The 21,822-nt window shown below is 72.7% G+C and carries 16 protein-coding genes; 6 read left to right on the top strand and 10 right to left on the bottom strand.

Going from position 1 to position 21,822, the window contains the following annotated elements:
* Nucleotides 1-145: 145 nt before the first annotated feature.
* The 4 genes from ACFRQN_RS29835 to bioB are packed head-to-tail and all read right to left on the bottom strand — an operon-like array spanning nucleotide 146 to nucleotide 3,964.
* On the bottom strand, nucleotides 146-592 hold the full coding sequence (locus ACFRQN_RS29835; RefSeq protein WP_049653015.1) for a hypothetical protein: 447 nt from the start codon (nucleotides 590-592) through the stop codon (nucleotides 146-148).
* Between the two features lie 51 nt (nucleotides 593-643).
* Nucleotides 644-1,402 carry a dethiobiotin synthase gene (bioD, locus tag ACFRQN_RS29830; RefSeq protein WP_380743320.1) on the bottom strand — a complete coding sequence of 253 codons (759 nt, stop codon included), beginning with the start codon at nucleotides 1,400-1,402 and terminating at the stop codon, nucleotides 644-646.
* A complete protein-coding gene (locus ACFRQN_RS29825) occupies nucleotides 1,399-2,709 on the bottom strand; it encodes an adenosylmethionine--8-amino-7-oxononanoate transaminase (protein ID WP_380743318.1) in 1,311 nt (436 codons plus the stop codon). The genes bioD and ACFRQN_RS29825 overlap by 4 nt, the downstream gene beginning before the upstream one ends.
* Before the next feature lie 28 nt (nucleotides 2,710-2,737).
* Nucleotides 2,738-3,964: a biotin synthase BioB gene (gene bioB / locus ACFRQN_RS29820; protein WP_380743316.1), complete on the bottom strand. Its 1,227-nt coding sequence runs from the start codon at nucleotides 3,962-3,964 to the stop codon at nucleotides 2,738-2,740.
* Nucleotides 3,965-4,290: 326 nt separating this feature from the next.
* Between bioB and ACFRQN_RS29815 the strand changes: the two genes are divergently transcribed.
* A complete protein-coding gene (locus ACFRQN_RS29815; protein WP_143204601.1) occupies nucleotides 4,291-5,142 on the top strand; it encodes a hypothetical protein in 852 nt (283 codons plus the stop codon).
* Between the two features lie 107 nt (nucleotides 5,143-5,249).
* Here the strand turns inward: ACFRQN_RS29815 and ACFRQN_RS29810 are convergent, their stop codons facing one another.
* A complete protein-coding gene (locus ACFRQN_RS29810) occupies nucleotides 5,250-7,742 on the bottom strand; it encodes a DEAD/DEAH box helicase (RefSeq protein WP_369808340.1) in 2,493 nt (830 codons plus the stop codon).
* Between the two features lie 493 nt (nucleotides 7,743-8,235).
* Between ACFRQN_RS29810 and ACFRQN_RS29805 the strand changes: the two genes are divergently transcribed.
* A complete protein-coding gene (locus ACFRQN_RS29805) occupies nucleotides 8,236-10,191 on the top strand; it encodes a PIG-L family deacetylase (protein WP_380743314.1) in 1,956 nt (651 codons plus the stop codon).
* 21 nt (nucleotides 10,192-10,212) lie between these two features.
* Here ACFRQN_RS29805 and ACFRQN_RS29800 read toward each other — a convergent pair whose 3' ends face one another.
* The 3 genes from ACFRQN_RS29800 to ACFRQN_RS29790 are packed head-to-tail and all read right to left on the bottom strand — an operon-like array spanning nucleotide 10,213 to nucleotide 13,673.
* Nucleotides 10,213-10,923, bottom strand: a complete 711-nt coding sequence (locus ACFRQN_RS29800) for a hypothetical protein (protein WP_380743312.1) — start codon at nucleotides 10,921-10,923, stop codon at nucleotides 10,213-10,215.
* 37 nt (nucleotides 10,924-10,960) lie between these two features.
* A complete protein-coding gene (locus ACFRQN_RS29795; RefSeq protein ID WP_380743310.1) occupies nucleotides 10,961-13,189 on the bottom strand; it encodes a hypothetical protein in 2,229 nt (742 codons plus the stop codon).
* A 31-nt stretch (nucleotides 13,190-13,220) separates the two neighbouring features.
* Nucleotides 13,221-13,673: a hypothetical protein gene (locus tag ACFRQN_RS29790; protein ID WP_375873615.1), complete on the bottom strand. Its 453-nt coding sequence runs from the start codon at nucleotides 13,671-13,673 to the stop codon at nucleotides 13,221-13,223.
* A gap of 177 nt (nucleotides 13,674-13,850) precedes the next feature.
* Between ACFRQN_RS29790 and ACFRQN_RS29785 the strand changes: the two genes are divergently transcribed.
* Nucleotides 13,851-15,056: an 8-amino-7-oxononanoate synthase gene (locus tag ACFRQN_RS29785; protein WP_380743308.1), complete on the top strand. Its 1,206-nt coding sequence runs from the start codon at nucleotides 13,851-13,853 to the stop codon at nucleotides 15,054-15,056.
* A gap of 23 nt (nucleotides 15,057-15,079) precedes the next feature.
* Here ACFRQN_RS29785 and ligD read toward each other — a convergent pair whose 3' ends face one another.
* Nucleotides 15,080-16,087, bottom strand: a complete 1,008-nt coding sequence (ligD, locus tag ACFRQN_RS29780; protein WP_181970480.1) for a non-homologous end-joining DNA ligase — start codon at nucleotides 16,085-16,087, stop codon at nucleotides 15,080-15,082.
* A gap of 66 nt (nucleotides 16,088-16,153) precedes the next feature.
* Between ligD and ACFRQN_RS29775 the strand changes: the two genes are divergently transcribed.
* Nucleotides 16,154-17,215, top strand: a complete 1,062-nt coding sequence (locus ACFRQN_RS29775; protein WP_380743306.1) for an ATP-dependent DNA ligase — start codon at nucleotides 16,154-16,156, stop codon at nucleotides 17,213-17,215.
* A gap of 79 nt (nucleotides 17,216-17,294) precedes the next feature.
* On the opposite strand, the gene ACFRQN_RS29770 is transcribed toward ACFRQN_RS29775, so the two are convergent.
* A complete protein-coding gene (locus tag ACFRQN_RS29770; RefSeq protein ID WP_380743304.1) occupies nucleotides 17,295-18,770 on the bottom strand; it encodes a serine hydrolase domain-containing protein in 1,476 nt (491 codons plus the stop codon).
* 518 nt (nucleotides 18,771-19,288) lie between these two features.
* Here ACFRQN_RS29770 and tdh point away from each other — a divergent pair.
* Both tdh and ACFRQN_RS29760 read left to right on the top strand, forming a co-directional pair.
* Nucleotides 19,289-20,317 carry an L-threonine 3-dehydrogenase gene (gene tdh, locus ACFRQN_RS29765; protein WP_380743302.1) on the top strand — a complete coding sequence of 343 codons (1,029 nt, stop codon included), beginning with the start codon at nucleotides 19,289-19,291 and terminating at the stop codon, nucleotides 20,315-20,317.
* A gap of 83 nt (nucleotides 20,318-20,400) precedes the next feature.
* A complete protein-coding gene (locus ACFRQN_RS29760; protein ID WP_049651232.1) occupies nucleotides 20,401-21,594 on the top strand; it encodes a glycine C-acetyltransferase in 1,194 nt (397 codons plus the stop codon).
* Nucleotides 21,595-21,822 lie beyond the last annotated feature (228 nt).

Genomic DNA, 21,822 nt, shown 5'->3' with positions numbered 1-21,822 from the left:
CGGGGGGCGCGTCCCGGGGTGTTCTCCCCCTTCTCCCCCCCCCCCCCGCGGGGCGCTTTCAGGCTGGGGGGGGGTTTTTTTTGTGTACGGCATTAGCCGGGGGGTCTTCGTGGCTACGCCACCCCCGCGCCGAATTCCCGGTCCCTCAGGTGCCGTTGAGGGCGTAGCTGCGGAACGTGGCGAGCAGGGGCAGGACTTCGGTCTTGCTCGGGTCCTCGGTGACGGCCCGCATCGCGTCGATCACCGTGTGGGCGATGATCTTGATGACGGGGAGGTCCTCCGCCGGCGCCAGGGTGCCCCAGGCCTTGAGGGTCTGGGTGAGCAGGGCGCTCATCCGGGCACCGATGTTGGAACTGACGGCGTCGGAGATCTCCGCGATCTCCTCGTCGCTCATGGTGGCGCGCAGCCCGAACGCGAGCGCCATCAGGGTGTCCATGGCGTGCTCGCCGTACGCGGCGACCAGCGCCGGGAGCGGCCGTTCACCGGGCCCGCTCGCCGCCAGGGCGGTCAGTGCCTCGTCGTCGTCCTTGAACGCCGCCTCCAGGGCGGCCAAGGCCCGCAGGGCCTCGTCTGCGGTGAGCCCGTCTGTCATGGAAGAACGGTATTGAGCCATCCCGGCTTCCGACAGTGGCGGAAGCCGGGATCACCCCTTCGAGCGAAGCGGGCCCCAATCGGGCCGGTACGCGCCCTCGAAGTGCTCCGCGTTCCAGGTGCCGCCGAGTGCGGGGGCGAGTGCGGTGACGGCGAGGGCGGCGAAGTCCTCGGCGCGGCCCGCGCGTTCCGGGAGGGCGCCGAGGAGGGGGGCGTCGGCGGAGCGGGGGAGGTCGGCGAGGTTGCAGCGCTCGGCGAGGCCGGGCTCGGCGGGCCAGGAGCCGACGAGCACGCCCACGAGGGGGAGTTCGCGGGCCGCCAGGGCCTCCGCCGTCAGGGAGACGATGTTGAGCGTGCCGAGTCCGGCGGAGGCGATCAGCAGCACCTCGGCCGGAAGCCCGGCGTCGAGCACCGCCCGGGCCTGGTCGGCGAGGGTGCGGCCCTCGTCGTCGTAGCGGACCAGCAGTCCGCCCGCGCCCTCCACCAGCACCAGGTCGTGGGTGGCGGCGAGTTCGGCGACCTCGGTCACCACCTCGGCGGGGGAGAGGTACGGCATCCCGGCCCGCCGGGCGGCGGTGTCGGGTGCCAGCGGCTCGGGGTAGCGCACCAGTTCACGGATCGTCAGTTCGCCTGCCAGGCGCCGGACTTCGGCCGCGTCCCCGGGCTCCTCCGGCGAGACGCCGGTCTGCCCCGGCTTGAGCACCGCGACCTTCCGCCCGGCCCGCAGCGCCGCCGAGGCGACGGCCGCGGTGGCGACGGTCTTGCCGACGTCGGTGTTGGTCCCCGTCACGAACAGGATGCGCGCGTTCATCCGGACACCGCCGCGGCGGTCACGGCGGCGGCGATGCGTGCCACGTCCTCGTCCTCCGTCACATAGGGGGGCATGGTGTAGATCAGGTCCCGGAAGGGCCGCAGCCACACGCCTTCGCGCGCGGCCGCCTCGGTCGCCGCCGGGACGTTCACGGGGTGGTCCAACTGCACGACACCGATGGCGCCCTGGACCCGTACGTCCTGTACGCCCGGCAGTCCGGCCGCGGCCGTGAGGCCCTCGGCCAGTCCGGACTCGATGCGCTTGACCTCCACCGACCAGTCCTGCCCGAGCAGCAGCTCCAGCGAGGCGTTGGCGACGGCGCAGGCCAGCGGGTTGCCCATGAACGTCGGCCCGTGGGCGAGCACCGGTACCTCGCCGCGGCTGATCCCGTCGGCGACCTCGCTCGTGCACAGCGTGGCGGCCAGCGTCAGGTAGCCGCCGGTCAGCGCCTTGCCCAGGCACATCACGTCCGGAGAGACGCCCGCGTGGTCGGCGGCGAACAGCGCGCCGCTGCGCCCGAAGCCGGTGGCGATCTCGTCGAAGACGAGTAGCACCCCGTACCGGTCGCACAGGTCGCGCAGCATCCGCAGGTAGGCCGGCGAGTGGAAGCGCATCCCGCCGGCGCCCTGGACCACCGGCTCGACGATGACGGCGGCCAGCTCGTCGGCGTGCCGGGCCATCAGCTCCTCGAACCGCGCCGCGTACGCCGGGTCGAGCGGGGCGTCGAACCCGGCCGGCGGCTCGGGGGCGAACAGCTGGCCGGGCAGCACCCCGCCCCACAGGTGGTGCATCCCGCCGTCCGGGTCGCACACCGACATCGGGTGGAAGGTGTCCCCGTGGTAGCCGCCGCGCCAGGTGAGCAGCCGGCGCTTGGCCGGCCGCCCGGTGGACTGCCAGTACTGGAGGCACATCTTCATCGCGACCTCGACGGCCACCGAGCCCGAGTCGGCGAGGAAGACGTGCCGCAGCGGCTCCGGGGTGATCTCCACCAGCGTGGCCGCCAGCCGGACGGCGGGCTCGTGGGTGAGCCCGCCGAACATCACGTGGCTCATCCGCCCCAGCTGGTCGCGCACGGCCTCGTCCAGCACCGGGTGCCGGTAGCCGTGGATCGCCGCCCACCAGGACGACATCCCGTCGACCAGCTCGCGCCGCCCGCCCGCGACCGGTTCGGCCAGGCGCAGCCGCACCCCGGAGGCGGACTCGACCACGTACGGGGTGACGGTCCCGGGCATCGGCCCGTACGGGTGCCAGACGTGGGCGCGGTCGAGGGCGAGCAGGTCGGTCGCGGATGCGGACGGCTGGAGCATGGTGCGTTCTCCGGAGGGGTCGGAACTGTCAGGCGTTGGGTGCGAGTTCGGTGCCGGCGCCGCGGCGGCGGACCTTCACCAGGTCGCCGCGGAGCTCGTCGTCCGATGCCTCGGACGCCTCCCCGGCCGGTGCGGACGGGGCGTGGGCGTGCCCGCCGCACGGCCCGCAGCCGCCGCCGCTGCCGCACGCGGAGGCCGCGCTGCCGCAGCCGCCGGAGGCGTGGCCGGCCTGGGCGGCCTCGGCGACGTCCGCGCGGTGGCGCGGCAGGGTGGCCTCGCCGGCGCCCTCGACCTCGAAGCCGGCGTCCTTGATCATGTCGAGGTCGGTCTGCCCGGCCTGGCCCTCGCTGGTCAGGTAGTCGCCGAGGAAGATGGAGTTGGCGATGTGCAGGCCGAGCGGCTGCATCGAGCGCAGGTGCACCTCGCGCCCGCCCGCGATCCGTACCTCGGTGTCCGGGTTGACGAAGCGGACCATCGCCAGGATGCGCAGGCAGCGCTGCGGGGTGAGGTTCCACTCCTTGGCGAGCGGGGTGCCCTCGAACGGGATCAGGAAGTTGACGGGGACGGAGTCCGAGCCCAGCTCGCGCAGCGCGAAGACGACGTCGACCAGGTCCTCGTCGCTCTCGCCCATGCCGGCGATCAGGCCGGAGCAGGCGGACAGCCCGGCGCCGTGCGCCTTCTGCACCGTGTCGACCCGGTCCGCGTAGGTGTGGGTCTTGGTGATGGTCCCGTAGGTGCTCTCGGAGGTGTTGAGGTTGTGGTTGTAGGCGTCGGCACCGGCCGCCTTGAGCCGCTCCGCCTGGTTGTCGGAGAGCAGGCCGAGGCAGACGCAGATCTCGACCTCGGGGTCGGCGTCCTTGATGGCGGCCATGGTGTCGGTGACCCGGTCGATGTCGCGGTCCGTCGGGCCGCGGCCGCTGGCGACCAGGCAGACCCGCTTGGCGCCGCCGGCCACCCCGGCGCGGGCGGCGTCGGCGGCCTGGTCCGGCTTGAGCCAGGTGTACTTGAGGATCTCGGCCTTGGACCCGAGCCGCTGCGAGCAGTACGAGCAGTCCTCCGGGCAGAGCCCGCTCTTCAGGTTCACCAGGTAGTTGAGCTTGACCCGGCGGCCGAACCAGCGGCGGCGCACCTTGCCGGCGGCGGCGACCACGTCGAGCAGCTCGTCGTCGGTGGTGGCGAGGACGGCCAGGGCCTCCTCGCGGGTCGGGACTTCGCCGCGCAGGCCCTTGGCGGTGAGGGTATCGAGCAGATCCATGGGGCGATCCTGCCTGGTGGCGATCGAGCGGCGCCAGAGCAAACCCGCCAGAAGATCGGTGTGAGGATGTGCCGATTGCCACAGTGTCGAAGGTCACGGCTCCGCCGCTGGTCACGAGCTTGACGCGGGGCCGGACCTCCGGTTACCGGCCGGTAGCGATCGGGATGGCGAGCGGGGTGCCGGCCGGTCGGCGGCCGACCGGCGGCCGGTCGGCGGCCGACCGGCGGCCGACCGGCGGCGGGCCGGTGGCGGGCTCCGGCGGACGATGATCCACAACCCCCGACCCCGTGATCCACGCCACGCCGGGGGTGCTTAGAATCTGCGCCATGACCACGCAGGGGGAGCACACCCCGACTCCGGGAGAAGGCCGGGACGACCGGGCAGGGCAGCGGACCGGCGGGGGCGCCGACACCGACGGGGGGACGGACCTCAGGCGGGGCCGTCGGCTGACGGGCCGTCGAGCGGCCGGCTGGATCGTCGTCGTCGGAGTGGTCGCGGCCGGCGGATGGCTCATCACCCGCCCGATGCCCGGCGACTACATACCCGGGCTCGGCCCGTCCACCAAGGACTCGTCCGCGACGCCGCGCGTGGTGGGCGCGCCGCCGCCGCGCACCGACCCCGAGGCCCTCAACGTCGACAATCTCTTCCCCGCCCAGCGGCCGGTCGAGGTCGGCGCCTTCAAGGCGCGGCGCAACGGCGTCCGGCAGGGCGAGAACTGCGTCGAGGTGCTCCAGGACCGCGGCCAGGACCCGCTGAAGGACACCGGCTGCCAGGGCTACCTGACCGTCAGCTTCAGCGGCCAGGACCACCCGGTGCTCAGCAGCGTCACCCTGCTGCGCTTCCCCGACCAGCCCTCCGCCGCCAGGGCCGCCGACGCCCTGCGGACCAAGCCCGGGGCGGTCGCCTTCATGCTCGCCGACACCACCACCGGCCCCGTCCAGGCCCCGGGCGCCAAGCAGGGCGGCGACCCGCGGGTCGAGGCGGTCGGGCACTACGTGACGGTCACCAGCTCGCGGCCCGGCGACGGCCGCCCGGCGGGCTCCGCCCCGAGCGGCACCGGGGCGCCGACCACGCCCGGCCAGCCGGCCACCGGCGCGGCGCCCAGCACCGAGCAGACCCTGGACGAGGCCACCCGGGCGCTCTCCTACGCGGCGGGCTCGCCGTTCGCCTGGATGTGACGGCGCTCCCCGGCTGCGACAGCGGCCCGTTCTGACGTGACGACGCCCCCGGAAGCCGAAGCTTCCGGGGGCGTCGACGTACAGCCGGGTCGGGCCCCGTCGCCGACTCAGCCGCCGAGCCGGTCCACCGAGGTCACCCGCAGCACCGCGCGGCCCTCCTCGTCCGAGCCGTACAGGTCGACCTCGGCGCTGATGCCCCAGTCGTGGTCGCCCTCCGGGTCGTCGAAGATCTGCCGGACCCGCCAGGAGGAGTCCTCCTCCTCGATGAGCAGCATCTTCGGGCCGCGCGCGTCCGGGCCGGTGCCGAGGTCGTCGTACTCCTCCCAGTACCCGTCCATGGCGTCCGCCCAGCGGTCCGCGTCCCAGCCGTACTCGCCGTCCAGGTCGGCGAGCTCCTCGTAGTGCTCCAGCGCGCACAGCTCGACCCGGCGGAACATCTCGTTGCGCACCAGGACGCGGAAGGCGCGGGCGTTGGCGGTGACCGGCGCCGGCTTGTCGTCCAGCCGCACCTCGGCGGCCTGCGGCTCGGTCGGGTTGGCCAGCTGCTCCCACTCGTCCAGCAGGCTGGAGTCGACCTGGCGGACCAGCTCGCCGAGCCAGGCGATGACGTCCTTGAGGTCGTCGGTCTTCACGTCCTCGGGGACGGTCTGCTCCAGCGCCTTGTACGCGCCGGCCAGGTAGCGCAGCACGATGCCCTCGGTGCGGGCCAGCTCGTAGAAGCCGACGTAGTCCGAGAAGGTCATCGCCCGCTCGTACAGGTCGCGGACCACCGACTTCGGCTGCAGCTGGTGGTCGCCGATCCACGGGTGCGCCCGGCGGTACACCTCGTAGGCGTGGGTGAGGAGCTCCTCCAGCGGCTTCGGGTAGGTGATCTCCTGGAGCCGCTCCATCCGCTCCTCGTACTCGATGCCGTCGCGCTTCATCTCGCCGACGGCCTCGCCGCGGGCCTTGTTCTGCTGCGCGGCGAGGATCTGGCGCGGGTCGTCCAGGGTCGCCTCGACGATGGAGACGACGTCCATCGCGTACGAGGGCGAGGTCGGGTCGAGCAGTTCGAAGGAGGCCAGCGCGAAGGTGGACAGCGGCTGGTTGAGCGCGAAGTTCTCCTGGAGGTCCAGGGTGAGGCGGACGATCCGGCCCTCGGCGTCCGGCTCCGGCAGCCGCTCCACCACGCCGCCCTCCAGCAGCGAGCGGTAGATGGCGATCGCGGTGCGGATGTGCCGGCGCTGCGCGGCCCGGTCCTCGTGGTTGTCGGTGAGCAGCTTGCGCATCGCCTCGAAGGCGTTGCCCGGGCGGCCGATCACCGACAGCAGCATGGCGTGGCTCACCTTGAACCGGGAGACCAGCGGCTCAGGGTCGGCGCCGATCAGCTTGTCGAAGGTCTCCTCGGTCCAGCCGACGAAGCCCTCCGGGGCCTTCTTCCGGACGACCTTGCGCTTCTTCTTCGGGTCGTCCCCGGCCTTGGCGATCGCCTTGTCGTTCTCGATCACGTGCTCCGGCGCCTGGGCCACCACCTGGCCGACGGTGTCGAAGCCGGCCCGGCCGGCCCGGCCGGCGATCTGGTGGAACTCGCGGGCGCGCAGGATGCGCACGCGCTGTCCGTCGTACTTGGACAGGGCGGTGAACAGCACCGTGCGGATCGGCACATTGACGCCGACACCGAGCGTGTCGGTGCCGCAGATGACCTTCAACAGGCCCGCCTGGGCGAGGCGTTCGACCAGCCGGCGGTACTTCGGCAGCATGCCCGCGTGGTGCACGCCGATGCCGTGGCGCACGTAACGGGACAGGTTGCGGCCGAACTTGGTGGTGAAGCGGAAACCGCCGATCAGGTCGGCGATGGCCTCCTTCTCCGCCTTCGAGCACATGTTGATGCTCATCAGCGACTGGGCCCGGTCCACCGCCTCCTTCTGGGTGAAGTGCACGACGTAGACCGGCGCCTGGCCGGTCTGCAGCAGCTCCTCCAGGGTCTCGTGCATCGAGGTGCGGCGGTACTCGTAGAACAGCGGCACCGGGCGGGTCGCGTTGCGCACCACCGTGGTCGGCCGGCCGGTGCGGCGGGTCAGGTCCTCCTCGAAGCGGCGGACGTCGCCGAGCGTCGCGGACATCAGCAGGAACTGCGCCTGCGGCAGCTCCAGCAGCGGGATCTGCCAGGCCCAGCCGCGGTCCGGCTCCGCGTAGAAGTGGAACTCGTCCATGACCACCTGGCCGATGTCCGCCCGGGTGCCGTCGCGCAGCGCGATCTGGGCGAGCACCTCGGCGGTGCAGCAGATGATCGGCGCGGTCGGGTTCACGCTCGCGTCGCCGGTCATCATGCCGACCTGTTCGGTGCCGAACATCTTCACCAGGTCGAAGAACTTCTCCGAGACCAGCGCCTTGATCGGCGCGGTGTAGAAGGTCCGCTTCCCCTCCGCCAGCGCGGCGAAGTGCGCCCCCGCCGCCACCAGGCTCTTGCCCGACCCGGTCGGCGTCGCGAGGATCACGTTGTTCCCCGACACCAGCTCGATCAGCGCCTCCTCCTGTGCCGGGTACAGCGTGATCCCGCGCTCCTCCGACCAGGCTGCGAACGTCTCGTACAGCGCGTCGGGGGTGGCGGGCTTCGGCATCAGATCAAGGAGGGTCACCCGGCTATCTTGCCTGCTCGCCGCCACCCCGGGCAAAGCCCGGTGCCGCGAGGGGAGGGCCGGAGGGGGTTCCGCGGACGTCGATCACGCGGTACGGGACGGCGGCGGGGCGTCCGTCCCGCTCCGGGGCGTCGCGGCGGACCGGCGGTAAAGCGCGCGGTGGACCAGGGGGAAACCGGTGGGAAGCCGGTGGGAAGCCGGCGGGAAACCGTGCGGCGGACCGGCGGGAAAGCGGAGGGAAACCGGCGGGAACGGGGGAAACGCCGTGGTCGGCCGGGGTGCGCGGCTCGACGGGGAACGGGTTCGTCCGGAAACGAGGATACCGGGAAGGAAGTGGGTGAAGACGTTTGAGCGTGCGTCAACTGTCTTTCCAGTACGACACGTTCACGGAATGCGGAGCGCGGCATTGTGGACCCGGGGATGGGTTAACCTCCTTCTGGCATGCTCACGTCCCGATCTCGAATTGGGGGATCCCATGGCAATCGGACGACGACAACTCCTCGCCTCCGTCGCGCTCACCGCCCTCGCCGCACCCGTCCTGACCAAGGCGACGGCGACCCGCGCGGCCGCGGCCGAACCCGGAGCCGTACCCGTACCCGGAGCCGCGGCCACCGGCTCCGGACCGCTGTTCATGCAGATCGTCGCGCACGAGGACGACGACATCCTCTTCATGAACCCGGACCTCTCCAACGCCCTCGCCGACGGCACGCCGTCCGTCACCGTCTTCGTCACCGCGGGGAACGCGACCGGCGACCCCTGCGCCACCGTCTGCTGGGACACCGCCGGCGAACCGCTGCGCACCTGGAACCGGCAGATGGGCGCCGTCAACGCCTACTCCCGGATGACCGGGGTCGGCGACACCGACCCGGCCACCGACGAGGTCGGGCACTGGACGGCCGAGGCCTGGACGGTCGCCGGCAAGCAGGTCGAACGGTACGTCCTCAAGGGCCGGCCGGTGCACCTGATCTTCCTCAACCTGCACGACGCCCGGCTCGGCGGCGTGCTGAACGGCGGAACCGACACCACCGTCGTCCCGAAGGACAGCCCACTGTCCGGGCCGTCCACCTACACGGCCGCCGACGTCGTCGAGGTACTGCGCCAGCTGATGGCGACCTACCGGCCGACCGTGCTCCGGGCCCAGGACGAACTCCCGGACCGCCGCTACTCCGGCGACCACTCCGACCACGTCGCCGCCGCGAAGTTCGCCGGCCAGGCCGCCGGCCTCTACGGCGGCAACCTGATCCAGGTGAACTACCGGGACTACAACATCGGCGACGCCCCGGTGAACCTCGACCCGGCGACGGCCGGCGCCAAGGGCGTCCACTTCTCCGAGTACGCCGGCCACGACCACTCCGACGGGAACTACTCCGCCCTCTGGTTCTCCCGGATGTACTACCGCTGGTCGCGCGGCACCTCCTGGGCCGGGCTCAACCAGGACGGCCGCCCGCAGGTCTTCGTCGTCCGGGCCGGCGCCCTCCACACCTACTGGCGCCAGGCCGACGGCAGCTGGGGCGGCCCGCTCCGGATGGCCGACCCCGGCGGGCGGATCGCGCCCGGCATCGCCGTCGGCACCAACGCCGACGGCCGGCTGGAGGTCTTCGCCCGCCGCCTCACCGACCACCACCTCCTCTCCCTGCCGCAGGCCGTGCCCAACGGCCGCTGGTGGGACAGCTGGGCCGACCACGGCAACCCCAACACCGGACTCGGCAACGAGGACCAGGTCGGCGTACCCGCCGTCGCCAACTCCCTGGACGGGCGGCTGGAACTCTTCGTCAAGAACGGCGGCGGCGGCCTCAGCGGCATCCGGCAGACCACCCCGGGCGGGGTCTGGACGGGCACCTGGACGGACTTCGGCGGCACCGACCTCCAGGACCCGGTCACCGCGATCCGCAACGGTGCCGGGGCGATCGAGGTGTTCGCCGCCACCCGCACCGCCGTCCTCGGCTGGCACCAGAGCACCCCGAACGGCGCCATCACCGGCCCCGACCCGATCCCGGACGCCCGCCCGGCCAGCCCGCCCAAGGCCGCCCTCGACCAGGACGGCCGCATCGAACTCGCCTACCGCGAGGTCGGCACCGGCGCGGTGCTGGTCAGCTACCAGACCCGGCCCGGCGGACCGTGGAGCCGGACCCCGGCCCCCCTCGGCGGCCACGGCGGCGTCGGCGAACCGGCCGCGGCCACCCTCGCCGGCCGCGTCGTCCTGTTCGAACGCAACGCCGCCGGCGGCGTCAGCACCACCGCCCAGACCGCCCCCGACAGCGGCTACGGCCCCTGGCAGGACCTCGGCGGCACCGTCCTCGACCACCCGGCCGCCCTCACCGACGGCACCGGCGTCCTCCACCTCTTCGCCATCGGCACCGACGGCCGGGTGTACCTCCGCACGGCCACCACCCCCACCACCTTCGGCCCCTGGCAGAGCCTGCCGCTCTGACCGATCGCCCCGGCGGCCGGGTCAGGACGGGACGCGGGGGGCGGTAGCGGCCAGCGTCACGGTGTTCCGGCACTCGTACGCGGTCGCTGCCGCCCTGCCGATCTTGAGGGCGATGTCCGCGTACGCCTGATGGGCCTTGCGGAGGGAGGCGCCGTCGACGACGTCCCCGGAGATCAGCACGCCGAAGTACTGAGGCGGGGGCTGGTCGCTGTCGTCCCTCGGGGAGTCGAAGTCGCACGGTACGTAGAGCCGGACCGACGTGTTCCCGGGGACGACGTCGCTGGTCGTGGCCCACCCGGTCGTGCCGGGGCCGAAGTCGAGCGGGGCGACCGATCCACCACTGGCATCGTTCCTCCGGTCGGCGTCGATCCGGTCGCGCGCCGGACGTACCTCCGCGTCGAGCAGGAAGGTCGCGCCCGGCCACATGACGCGGCAACGGGAGTCGCGGCTCCCCGAGGCGGGCTTCATGGGGGTGGCGATCTCGCGGGCCGGCCTGGGCTCGGTGGCCTTCCCGTCCGGGCCCGTCAGCGGCTTCAGGTCGTTCGCGTCCAGGACCCCCCAGCACGCGCTCTGTGGCAACTCCACCGACTGCCAGGGTTTCCACGCCCACAGCCCGCCCCCCACCGCGGCGGCCACCGCGAGGGCGACGGCGGCGTGCCAGGGCCGGACCCGGGATCGGCGCCGGGGCGGGTCGTCCGGGGACGGCGGGATGATGTGGGCGACGTCAACCATGTCTCAGCGCTCTCGTGGCAGGTGGTGGGACGCGGGGTCAGTTCTTGTGGGTCGCATCGTGGTACAGGCTCCGGCCGCTGTTGTAGCCGGTGTCCTCCTCCTGGGCGGCTCGGCGGGCCACGTCGTTGATGTAGTTCGGGTCGGCGCCGGTGTTGCGCCCGGCGTCGTGGATGGCGTTGAGGATCGCCTGGTGCGACTTGCGCTCGGCTTCCGTCCTCGCGGTGGCGGCCTCGTCGCTGGCGTCGTTGTGGGTGTCCACCTTGTAGCTGTCGGCGACGCTGTCCATGATCTGGTTGACCGCGGTGTCGATGCCCTCGCCGATCAGGGGCGCTCCGCCCTTGATCGCGTCGCCGGCGAACGACCAGACCTGGCCGGCGATCTCCCGCTTGGTGTCGATGGCGGCGTTGAACTCGGCGTCGCTGGCGGTGTGCTTGTCGTAGATGGCTTCGATCATGGCGCTGGTGATCAGACCGTTGACCTTCCCGGCCGGGTTGGCGACGTTCTCGACCGCCATGCCCAGGTCCTTGTGCAACTCGGGGTGGGCCAGTACGTCCTGGAGCTGGGCCGTGGTGTACGCCTGCTGCGCGGTCGCTATCGAGGCATAGGCGTCCGGATCCTGGCCGAGCGTACCGAGCAGGCGCGCGACCGCGGGCTGGCCGAGGAGGTTCGAGCCGGCGCCCGCTCCCTCCAGCGCGTTCTGGACGTCGCCGATGTAGTTGGCGGTCATGTTCCCGAGGCTGCCGTTGAGGTTTGCGAACAGGCCGCCCTTGAGCAGGTCCGGGCCGTCCTTGCTGCCGAACCTGTCCACCACGCTCTTCATGATGTCGTTCATCGCGGCGGTGTGCGGGGGGAACTTTCCGTCGTCGTCGTACGCCTTGCCCGTGGTGGCCGCCTCCAGGGCGTGGCCCAGGGCGGTGACGTCGAACGGGTCGGCCGTGCCGGGGTTGGGCCGGGGTGGGTACTGCTGGTCGATGAGGACGGACCGCGGGCCGGTGTCGGTGAGTATGTCGAGGTAGGTGTTCTTGCCGCCGGTGCTCTTGACGGTGCCGTCCGGGTTGTAGGTGGTCGGGGCGTCGTGGAAGAACCTGGTGGCGGCCTCGGGGCTGTGGCCGAGCCCCTCCAGGACGGCGGACATCGGGTTGATGCCCCGGATGTTGCCGTCCTTGTCCGGCACACCGATGAACTTGAGCTCGGTGAACGGGTACGCGGCCTTGGTGGCCGCGTCCCAGCGCATCGGGTTCTCCTGGGTGAGCTGGGTGATGTGCTGGGCGACCGGCGTGAGGAAGTGCGCGTCGTACGACCCGGTCCGCAGCAGGTTGGCCATGATCTGGTAGCCGTACGGACTGTGCGCCGGGTCGGCGCCGGGCGGCACCGGGATCTGCTTCGCCCCGGCGGCGCGGAACCTCTTCTCCCACTCGTCCGAGACGTGCAGCGGCTGTTTGGTGTCGGTCGCGGTGGCCAGGGTGAGGCCCAGGTCCTGCTGGATGCCCTTGATCGCCGCGGTGCGGGCCGAGCTGTTGGCGTAGTCGCCGCTCTGCGCCATCGCGCCGTACTTGGCCATGAAGGTCGCCGGGTCCTGGTTGCCGTAGAAGGAGGTGGCGAACCGCGGGTCGTTCTTGTGGTGGTCCAGGATGTCCTGGAGGTGCTTGAGCTGGGCGTCGGAGGCCTGGTCGCCCAGGCTGAGGATGTAGGTGGCCGCCTTGGCCTCCTCCTCCGGGATGCCGCCGACGGGGTTGGCGTTGAACGCGGTGCCGTCGCTGCCGGTGTCGTCGCCCAGGGCCCTGGAGGCGTCGAGGTCGGCCTCGGTGGCGCGGTCGATCGCGTCGCCGATGGCCTTGGCGGCGGTCTCGGCCTTGGCCTTCCAGCTCTTGGCGTACTCGGCGTCCTTCTTGTCCGCCTGGTTGGTGGGCGGCGGCCAGTGGACCGCGCCCTCGCCGTCGACGGTGAGGCCGGCGTCCGTGGCGTTCCGGACCGCGGCGGTGAGGTCGTTCTTCGCGGCCGTGATCTCGGTGTGGGCGTCGCGCAGTGTCTTCGCCAGGGCCGAGGCCTCTTCGAAGGCGGCGTGGATCTGGTCGCGGGCCCAGGTGAGTTTGGCGTTGGCGAGTCCGGCGGCGTCGCCGTGCCAGCCGGACTGCTGGATGGTGCCGATGACCTCGTTCTGCATCCGCTGGGTGAGGTCCCACTTGCGGACGAGGCTCTCGAAGTCGCCCGCCGCGGAGGCGAGGCTGCCGAGGTCGACCTGATTGAGCTGACTGTACGTCACCATGGTGGTGCTGCTTCCCCCGTGTGTGCTGTGACTAGCTGGTGGCGCCGTGCGTCTGGTTGAAGTTGGCCTGGATGTCGGAGTCGGTCCTGCTGTAACTCCGGGCCGTGGTCTGCAGGTTGGTCCCGACCTCGCCGACGGTGGTCTGGAGGCTCGCGGACTGGTTGCTCCAGGTGCCCCAGGTGCCGGTGAGCGTGCCGCCGAGGTTCCAGCCCTTGAGCGACGCGGCGGCGGCGTTGACGTGCTCGCCGGGCTGGTCGCACTCCGTCTTGACGGAGTCCCGCAGGGCGAAGGCGTTCTGCGCGGCCTGCTGGAGCGCGCCGGCGTTCACGGCGATGGTCTTGCCGCCGCCCGCCGGGGCCAGTGAGACCGGGGCGGCGTTGGCCCCGGCGAGGTCCGGGAACTGCTTCTTCGCGGCTTCGGTCAGATTGCCCTTGTCGTCGAAGAGCCACGGATTCATGCGGCGCTCGAATTCGAGGTCGGTCATTTTTCCATACCCCCCAGGTAAAGATCGGCATGGATCTTACTATTTATGCGGCGAGGAATTCGATGAATTGGATATTGATATGTGGTTAACAACTGGTGAATCACGACAGGAGTGGCCCGTCGATATGTGCCGATCCGCACATTGCCCGACGCGCGGTGGCATGCCAGAGTGCCGGGCATGAACCATCCGCTCGCGGCCGAGCCGCGCCCCTCCGTCCTCGCCGCTCCCGCCCCCGCGCACGTCTTCGACTGGCTCGACGAGACGGCCGCGATGCGGGCGGAGGCGGGGCTGACGCGGACGTTGCGCAGTCGGGGGGCGGACGACGCGGTGCTGGACCTCGCGGGGAACGACTACCTGGGGCTGACCAGGCATCCGGTGGTCGCCCGGGCGGCGGCGGACGCGGCGCTGCGGTGGGGCGGGGGCTCGACGGGGTCGCGGCTGGTGACCGGGACGACGGCGCTGCACAGCGAACTGGAGGAGGAGCTGGCCGAGTTCTGCGGGGTGGAGGCCGCGCTGGTGTTCTCCTCCGGGTACACGGCCAACCTCGCGGCGCTGACCGCGCTCACCGACCCGGACACCCTGATCGTCTCCGACGCCTACAACCACGCCTCCCTCATCGACGGCTGCCGGCTCTCCCGCGCCGACGTCCACCGGGCCCCGCACAGCGACCCGGCGGCCGTGGCCGAGGTGCTCGCCGGGCGGGCGCGGCGGCGGGCGCTGGTGGTCACCGACTCGGTGTTCTCGGTGGACGGCGACGCGGCCCCGCTGCCCGCGCTGTCGCAGGCCGTCCGCGCGCACGGCGCCGCGCTGCTGGTGGACGACGCGCACGGGCTGGGCGTGCTCGGCCCCGGCGGCACCGGGGCGCTCGCCGCGGCCGGGCTGGCCGGGCAGCCGGACACGGTGGCCACCGCCACCCTGTCCAAGTCGCTCGGCTCGCAGGGCGGCGTCGTCCTCGGCCCGCGCCGGGTGATCCGGCACCTCACCGAGACCGCCCGCACCTTCATCTTCGACACCGGCCTCGCCCCGGCCGCCGCCGGAGCCGCCCTCGCCGCGCTGCGCCTGCTGCGCGCCGAGCCGGCCCGCGCCGAACGCGCCCGCGAGGTCGCCCGCACCCTGGCCCGGCAGCTCACCGCCGCCGGGCTGCACGCCTGCGAGCCGCAGGCCGCGGTGGTCTCCGTCCGCGCCCCGGGCCCGGAGGCCGCCGTCGCCTGGGCCGCCGACTGCCGCCGCGCGGGCCTCGCCGTCGGCTGCTTCCGCCCGCCGTCCGTCCCGGACGGCATCTCCCGCCTGCGCCTCACCGCCCGGGGCGACCTGACGGACGGGCAGATCGCCGAGGCCGTCCGCATCGTCGCCGAGCTGGCGCCGGTGGGTGCGCGGGGCTGAGCCTCGGGAGCGGACGGAGCGTCCTACTTCTTCTTGGCCCGGCTCGGTTGCACCCGGGTGGGTTCGCCGGCGGCCTTGGGGTGGTCGGGCGGGTAGGGGAGTTCGCCGAGGCCCTCGTCGTGGAGCTGCTTGTCGTACAGCTCCAGCAGGGGCTCCAGGCGGAAGGCCTGGCCGTCCATCCCGGCGTTGAGGTCGCCGAGTTCGGCGAAGCGGGCGGGGACGGTGCGCAGGTCGAAGTCCTCGGGGGCGGCGTCGTCCAGCTCCTCCCAGCGCAGCGGGGCGGAGGCGGTGGCGCGGGGGCGGGCGCGCAGGGAGTAGGCGGAGGCGATGGTGCGGTCGCGGGCCATCTGGTTGTAGTCGACGAAGATCCGTTCGCCGCGCTCCTCCTTCCACCAGGCGGTGGTGACCTTCCCGGGCATCCGCTGTTCCAGGACCCGGCCGAGGGCGATCACCGCGTGCCGCCCGTCGGTGAAGGTCCACTCGGGCACCAGCGGCACGTACACGTGCAGGCCGCGTCCGCCGGAGGACTTGGGCCAGCCGCGCAGCCCGTACTCCTCCAGTAGGGCGCGCAGTTCGTGGGCGGCGCGGACGGCGTCGTGGAAGTCGGTGCCGGGCTGCGGGTCGAGGTCGATGCGCAGTTCGTCGACGTGGCCGGTGTCGGAGCGCCGCACCGGCCAGGGGTGGAAGGTGAGGCAGCCCAGGTTGGCGGCCCACAGGACGGCGGCCGGCTCGGTGGGGCAGATCTCGTCGGCGGAGCGGCCGCTGGGGAACTCGATCCGGGCGGTGGGCAGCCACTCCGGCAGGCCCTTGGGCGCGCGCTTCTGGTAGAAGAACTCGCCGTCCACCCCGTCGGGGAAGCGCTGCAGGGTGGTCGGCCGGTCGCGCAGCCCGCGCAGCACCCCGTCGGCGACGGCCAGGTAGTACTGCGCGACGTCCAGCTTGGTGAAGCCGCGCTCGGGGTAGTACACCTTGTCCGGGTTCGACAGCCGGACGGTGCGCCCGGCGACTTCCAGTTCCACGGCTGAGCCCATGCCCTTCACGCTAAGGGCCGGGCGCCCGGCGCGCGCCCCGGGGCGAAGCGGGCGAGGATCGTTCGCATGGACCTGCCCGTGATGCCACCGGTGGCGCCGATGCTCGCCAAGTCGGTGGCCAAGATCCCGCCCGGGATGCAGTACGAGGCCAAGTGGGACGGCTTCCGTTCGATCGTGTTCCGCGACGGCGACGAGGTGGAGCTCGGCAGCCGTACCGGCAAGCCGCTGACCAGGTACTTCCCCGAGCTGGTCGAGGCGTTCCGGCGGGAGCTGCCGCCGCGCTGCGTGCTGGACGGCGAGGTGGTGATCGCCCGGGACGGCCGGCTGCGCTTCGAGGAGCTGCTGGAGCGCATCCACCCGGCCGCGAGCCGGGTGAAGCTGCTCGCCGAGCGGACCCCGGCCTCCTTCGTCGCCTTCGACCTGCTCGCCCTCGGTGACGACTCGCTGGTGGACGAGCCGCTGTCGGTGCGCCGCCCGGCCCTGGAGGCCGCGCTCGCCGACGCCGCCGACCCGGTGTTCACCGCCCCCGCCGCCACCGACCTCGACCTCGCCCGGACCTGGTTCGCCGAGTTCGAGGGCGCCGGGCTGGACGGGGTGGTCGCCAAGCCGCTGGACCAGCCGTACCGGCCGGGGGAGCGGAGCATGTACAAGATCAAGCACGAGCGCACCGCCGACTGCGTGGTGGCCGGCTACCGCGAGCACAAGAGCGGCCCGGTGGTCGGCTCGCTGCTGCTCGGCATCTTCGACGGCGGCGGCCGGCTGCAGCACGTCGGCGTCTGCGCCGCCTTCCCGATGGCCCGCCGCCGCGAACTCGCCGAGGAACTGGCCCCGTTGCGGATGGACGACCTGTCCCGGCACCCGTGGGGCGGCTGGGCGGACGAGGCCGCGCACGCCGAGGGCCGGCTGCCCGGCGCGGTCAGCCGCTGGACCGGCGGCAAGGACCTCTCCTGGATCGCGCTGCGCCCCGAGCGGGTGGTCGAGGTCGCATACGACCACATGGAGGGCACCCGGTTCCGGCACACCGCGCAGTTCCGCCGCTGGCGCCCGGACCGCACGCCGGAGAGCTGCACCTACGCGCAGCTGGAGGAGCCGGTCTCGTACGACCTCGGCAGGGTGCTGGGGATCTGAGGACCGGGGATCCGAGGACGTGACGGAGGCCCGACCCGGTGAGCTGGGTCGGGCCTCCCGTACGGTCCGAGCGGGTGGGTCAGGAGATGTGCAGCGTGGCGGTGGCGCCCGCGGTGGGCGAGGCCGTCGGGGACGGCGAGGCCGTGGGGGAGGCGGTCGGGGAGGCCGTGGGGGAAACCGAGGGCGAAGCGGTGGGGGAGGCCGTGGGAGACGCGGAGGCGGAGGCGGAGGCAGAGGCCGAGGCCGAGCCCGAGGCGGGCGGGGTGGGCAGCGTGTAGACGTTGTTCGGCGAGACGATCTGGGTGATCGCCCGCGCCACGAACGTCGAGGGCTCCGAACCGTCGTGCAGGATGTCGGTGTTGAGCATGATGGACAGGCTGGCCTGCGCCTGCGGCAGGTAGAGCACCACGCTCTCGTACCCGGGCAGTGAGCCGTTGTGGCCGATCCACCCGTGGGTGGTGAACACCCCGAAGCCGTAGCCGAGGTCGGGGGTCGGTCCGGTGGCCTTGGTCTTCAGCCGCTCCGCCTGGGTGGCGGGCTTGAGCAGCGGTTCGCCGGTGGCCAGCACCTTCGACCAGGTCCGGAAGTCGGCGATGGTGGAGATGGCGGCGCCGGCCGCCCAGCCCCAGGACGGGTTCCAGGTGGTGGCGTCCTCGACCGCGCCGGTGAGCGTCTGGTTGGTGTAGCCGTGGGCGTGCGGGTCGGGGAAGGCGGCGTCGGTCGGCAGGCTGGTCTTGGTGAGCCCGGCCGGGGTGAACACCTGCTGGTTCAGGAAGTCCTGGAGCGGCTGCCCGCCGACCTTCTCGACGACCAGGCCGAGCACGATCAGGTTGGTGTTGGAGTACTCGAACTGGGCGTCCGGCTGGAAGTTGGCCGGGTGCTTGAACGCGTACGCGAGCAGCTGGTCCGGGGTGAAGGGGCGGCTCGGGTCGTTGAAGAAGGCCTGCTGGAAGTCGGAGTCCAGGGTGTAGTTGAACAGGCCGCTGCGCATGTCGCCGAGCTGGCGCAGGGTGATGCCGTCGCCGCCGGGCACGTTCGGTACGTACTTGGAGACCGGGTCGTCCAGGCCCAGCTTGCCCTGGTCCACCAGCCGCAGGACGGCGGTGGTGGTGAAGGTCTTGGTGACGCTGCCGATCCGCATGTACAGGTCGGGGGTCATCGGGGTCCCCGCGTCCTTGTCGGCGACGCCGAAGGCGCGCTGGTAACTGCCGTCGGGGGTGGCGTAGTCGACGATCACCCCGGGGATGGCGACCTGGCCCATCACCTGCTTGATCGCGTCGTCCAGCTGGGTCGTGACGGCCGTGGTGAGCGGCACCACCCCGCCGGAGGGGCTGCCGCCCGGCGTGGCGGACGGGCTGAGCGCGGCCGGTTCGGCGGTCACCGCCGGACCGGCCTGCCGCGCGGGCTTCGACTCCCCGGAGCAGGCGGAGACGGCGAGCAGGCCGGTCAGCGCGAGGGCGGCGGAGGCCACCCGTACGGCGGAGGCCGCCCGGACGGGGCGGGGGACGCGAACGGAGCGGGGAACGGACGGTCGCGGCCGTCGGGTGTCGGTCATCGGCGCAGGCGCCTCTCTGGGGCGGACGGCCCCGTGGCGAAGGGCCCCGGAGCGCGGCTCGGCCGGGCCGGAGCGCTGCTCCACGGGGCCGTGGGGGAACGTCGTCACCGTAAGCACCCGCCTCGTACCGCCGCGCGCGGGTCGGCGGCCGACTGGACCGAACGGGAGCACCGTCAGCCGAGTGCCCCGCCCGGCTGGCGGCCGGTGGTCGTCCACTCCGAGGGTCGAGTACCGGCCTGGGGCGGGTCGGCCAGCCGGGAGCCGCCGGGCCCGCGCTCGGCCGGACGGGTGAGCACCGGCACGCCGCGCCCGCCCGCGCACCCGCCGCCGACCACCGCTCGGGCACGATCGTTCAGCCCAGCTGTGGCCGCCCTTAAGAATTCCTCGATGGACCGCACCCCCTCCGACCAGGCAGATTTCTGCCTGCCCGGAGCGCGTCCGCCAGGAGCGGCCGAACCGGGCCTCCTCGGCCTGCCCCCGTACCCGCAGGCCGTCCCACCCGCACGTCAGGAGCCGCCGTGAAGGCACTCGTCAAGCAGCAGGCCGAGCCCGGGCTCTGGCTGATGGACGTCCCCATGCCCGAGATCGGCCCCGGCGAGGTGCTGATCAAGGTGCTGCGGACCGGCATCTGCGGCACCGACCTGCACATCCGCAAGTGGGACGGCTGGGCGCAGCAGACCATCAGGACCCCGCTGGTGCTCGGCCACGAGTTCGTCGGCGAGGTCGCCGAGCTGGGTGCCGGGGTCACGGACATCGCGGTCGGCGACCTGGTCAGCGGCGAGGGCCACCTGGTCTGCGGCAAGTGCCGCAACTGCCAGGCAGGCCGCCGCCACCTGTGCCGCAACACCGTCGGCCTGGGCGTGAACCGGGACGGCGCGTTCGCCGAGTACGTGGCGCTGCCCGCCTCCAACGTCTGGGTGCACCGGGTGCCGGTCGACCTGGACGTGGCCGCGATCTTCGACCCGTTCGGCAACGCCGTGCACACCGCGCTGTCCTTCCCGCTGGTCGGCGAGGACGTGCTGGTCACCGGCGCCGGCCCGATCGGCATCATGGCCGCCGCCGTCGCCAAGCACGCCGGCGCCCGCAACGTGATGATCACCGACGTCTCCCCGTACCGCCTCGACCTGGCCCGCAAGGTCGGCGTGACGCTGGCGCTGGACGTCTCGCAGCACACCATCGAGGAGGGCCAGCAGAAGCTCGGCCTGCGCGAGGGCTTCGACGTCGGCCTGGAGATGTCCGGCCGCCCCGAGGCGATGCAGTCGATGATCGCCAACATGACCCACGGCGGGAAGATCGCCATGCTCGGCCTGCCCGCCGAGCAGTTCCCGGTGGACTGGGCCTCGATCGTCACCTCGATGATCACCATCAAGGGCATCTACGGCCGGGAGATGTTCGAGACCTGGTACGCGATGTCCGTGCTGCTGGAGGGCGGCCTGGACCTCGCTCCGGTGATCACCGGCCGCTACGCCGCCACCGACTTCGAGACCGCCTTCGACGACGCCGCGAGCGGCAACTGCGGCAAGATCATCCTCGACTGGACCGCCTGAGCCCGGCTCAGCCCCGCCGAAGCCCCCCGCCGAACCCGCCGAACCCGCCGAACCGCCCCGCCGAACTGATTGAGGAGACCGCAGTGTTCGACAACGTGCGTGCCGACGTCGCCGCCACCCTGGACGAGATCCGCGAGGCCGGGCTGTTCAAGCCCGAGCGGGTGATCGGCACCCCGCAGAGCGCCGCCGTCACCGTGACCGCCGGCGGCCTGCCCGGCGAGGTGCTGAACTTCTGCGCCAACAACTACCTCGGCCTGGCCGACCACCCCGAGGTGCTCTCCGCCGCCAAGGACGCCCTGGACCGCTGGGGCTACGGGATGGCCTCGGTCCGCTTCATCTGCGGCACCCAGGACGTCCACAAGGAGCTGGAGGACCGCCTCTCGGCGTTCCTCGGCCAGGAGGACACGATCCTCTACTCCTCCTGCTTCGACGCCAACGGCGGTGTCTTCGAGACCCTGCTGGACGACCGGGACGCCGTCATCTCCGACGCGCTGAACCACGCCAGCATCATCGACGGCATCCGGCTCAGCAAGGCCCGCCGCCACCGCTACGCCAACCGCGACCTGGCCGACCTGGAGAAGCAGCTCCAGGACACCCAGGACGCGCGCCGCCGCCTGATCGTCACCGACGGCGTGTTCTCGATGGACGGCTACGTCGCCCCGCTGCGCGAGATCTGCGACCTGGCCGACCGCTACGACGCCATGGTCATGGTGGACGACTCGCACGCCGTCGGCTTCGTCGGCCCGAACGGCCGCGGCACCCCCGAGCTGCACGGCGTGACGGACCGCGTGGACATCATCACCGGCACCCTCGGCAAGGCGCTCGGCGGCGCCTCCGGCGGCTACGTCGCCGCCCGCCGGGAGATCGTCGCCCTGCTGCGCCAGCGCTCCCGCCCGTACCTGTTCTCCAACTCGCTGGCCCCGGTGATCGCGGCCGCCTCGCTCAAGGTGCTCGACCTGGTCGAGAAGTCCACCGAGCTGCGCGAGCGGCTGGCGGCCAACACCGCGCTGTTCCGGGCGAAGATGACCGAGGCCGGGTTCGAGATCCTGCCCGGCGACCACCCGATCGCCCCGGTGATGATCGGCGACGCGGCCAAGGCGGGCCGGCTCGCCGAGCTGCTGCTGGAGCGCGGCGTGTACGTGATCGGCTTCTCCTTCCCGGTGGTGCCGCACGGCCAGGCCCGGATCCGGGTGCAGCTGTCCGCGGCGCACTCCACCGAGGACGTCGAGCGCGCCGTCGCGGCCTTCGTGGACGCGCGCGCCGCCCTGGAGGACTGACCTCCACCCAGGCCGCCCGTGGGCCGGACCGCTCGGAATCGGTCCGGCCCACGGGCTCACCAACCGCCGTGCGGCGCAGGCGAATCGATCCGCCCCGTGCCGTACGGACCAGAGACCACCTGCCCCACCCTCCCGCTGCGGGGGGGGGGGGCCCGGCCCCCCCGCCGACCCCCCCCCCCCCCGGGTTTGGGGGGGGGGCGGGGGGAGGGCCCCCCCCCCCCCCCGCCC

The organism is Kitasatospora sp. NPDC056800, assembly GCF_042789775.1.
In the GTDB taxonomy this organism is placed as follows: domain Bacteria; phylum Actinomycetota; class Actinomycetes; order Streptomycetales; family Streptomycetaceae; genus Kitasatospora.
This window is presented reverse-complemented; position numbering and strand designations above follow the sequence as displayed.

Bases quoted from the DNA above. Each gene is read 5' to 3' on its own strand.
- ACFRQN_RS29835 (WP_049653015.1), bottom strand. From the start codon at position 592: ATGACAGACGGGCTCACCGCAGACGAGGCCCTGCGGGCCTTGGCCGCC.
- bioD (WP_380743320.1), bottom strand. From the start codon at position 1,402: ATGAACGCGCGCATCCTGTTCGTGACGGGGACCAACACCGACGTCGGC.
- ACFRQN_RS29825 (WP_380743318.1), bottom strand. From the start codon at position 2,709: ATGCTCCAGCCGTCCGCATCCGCGACCGACCTGCTCGCCCTCGACCGC.
- bioB (WP_380743316.1), bottom strand. From the start codon at position 3,964: ATGGATCTGCTCGATACCCTCACCGCCAAGGGCCTGCGCGGCGAAGTC.
- ACFRQN_RS29815 (WP_143204601.1), top strand. From the start codon at position 4,291: ATGACCACGCAGGGGGAGCACACCCCGACTCCGGGAGAAGGCCGGGAC.
- ACFRQN_RS29810 (WP_369808340.1), bottom strand. From the start codon at position 7,742: ATGCCGAAGCCCGCCACCCCCGACGCGCTGTACGAGACGTTCGCAGCC.
- ACFRQN_RS29805 (WP_380743314.1), top strand. From the start codon at position 8,236: ATGGCAATCGGACGACGACAACTCCTCGCCTCCGTCGCGCTCACCGCC.
- ACFRQN_RS29800 (WP_380743312.1), bottom strand. From the start codon at position 10,923: ATGGTTGACGTCGCCCACATCATCCCGCCGTCCCCGGACGACCCGCCC.
- ACFRQN_RS29795 (WP_380743310.1), bottom strand. From the start codon at position 13,189: ATGGTGACGTACAGTCAGCTCAATCAGGTCGACCTCGGCAGCCTCGCC.
- ACFRQN_RS29790 (WP_375873615.1), bottom strand. From the start codon at position 13,673: ATGACCGACCTCGAATTCGAGCGCCGCATGAATCCGTGGCTCTTCGAC.
- ACFRQN_RS29785 (WP_380743308.1), top strand. From the start codon at position 13,851: ATGAACCATCCGCTCGCGGCCGAGCCGCGCCCCTCCGTCCTCGCCGCT.
- ligD (WP_181970480.1), bottom strand. From the start codon at position 16,087: ATGGGCTCAGCCGTGGAACTGGAAGTCGCCGGGCGCACCGTCCGGCTG.
- ACFRQN_RS29775 (WP_380743306.1), top strand. From the start codon at position 16,154: ATGGACCTGCCCGTGATGCCACCGGTGGCGCCGATGCTCGCCAAGTCG.
- ACFRQN_RS29770 (WP_380743304.1), bottom strand. From the start codon at position 18,770: ATGACCGACACCCGACGGCCGCGACCGTCCGTTCCCCGCTCCGTTCGC.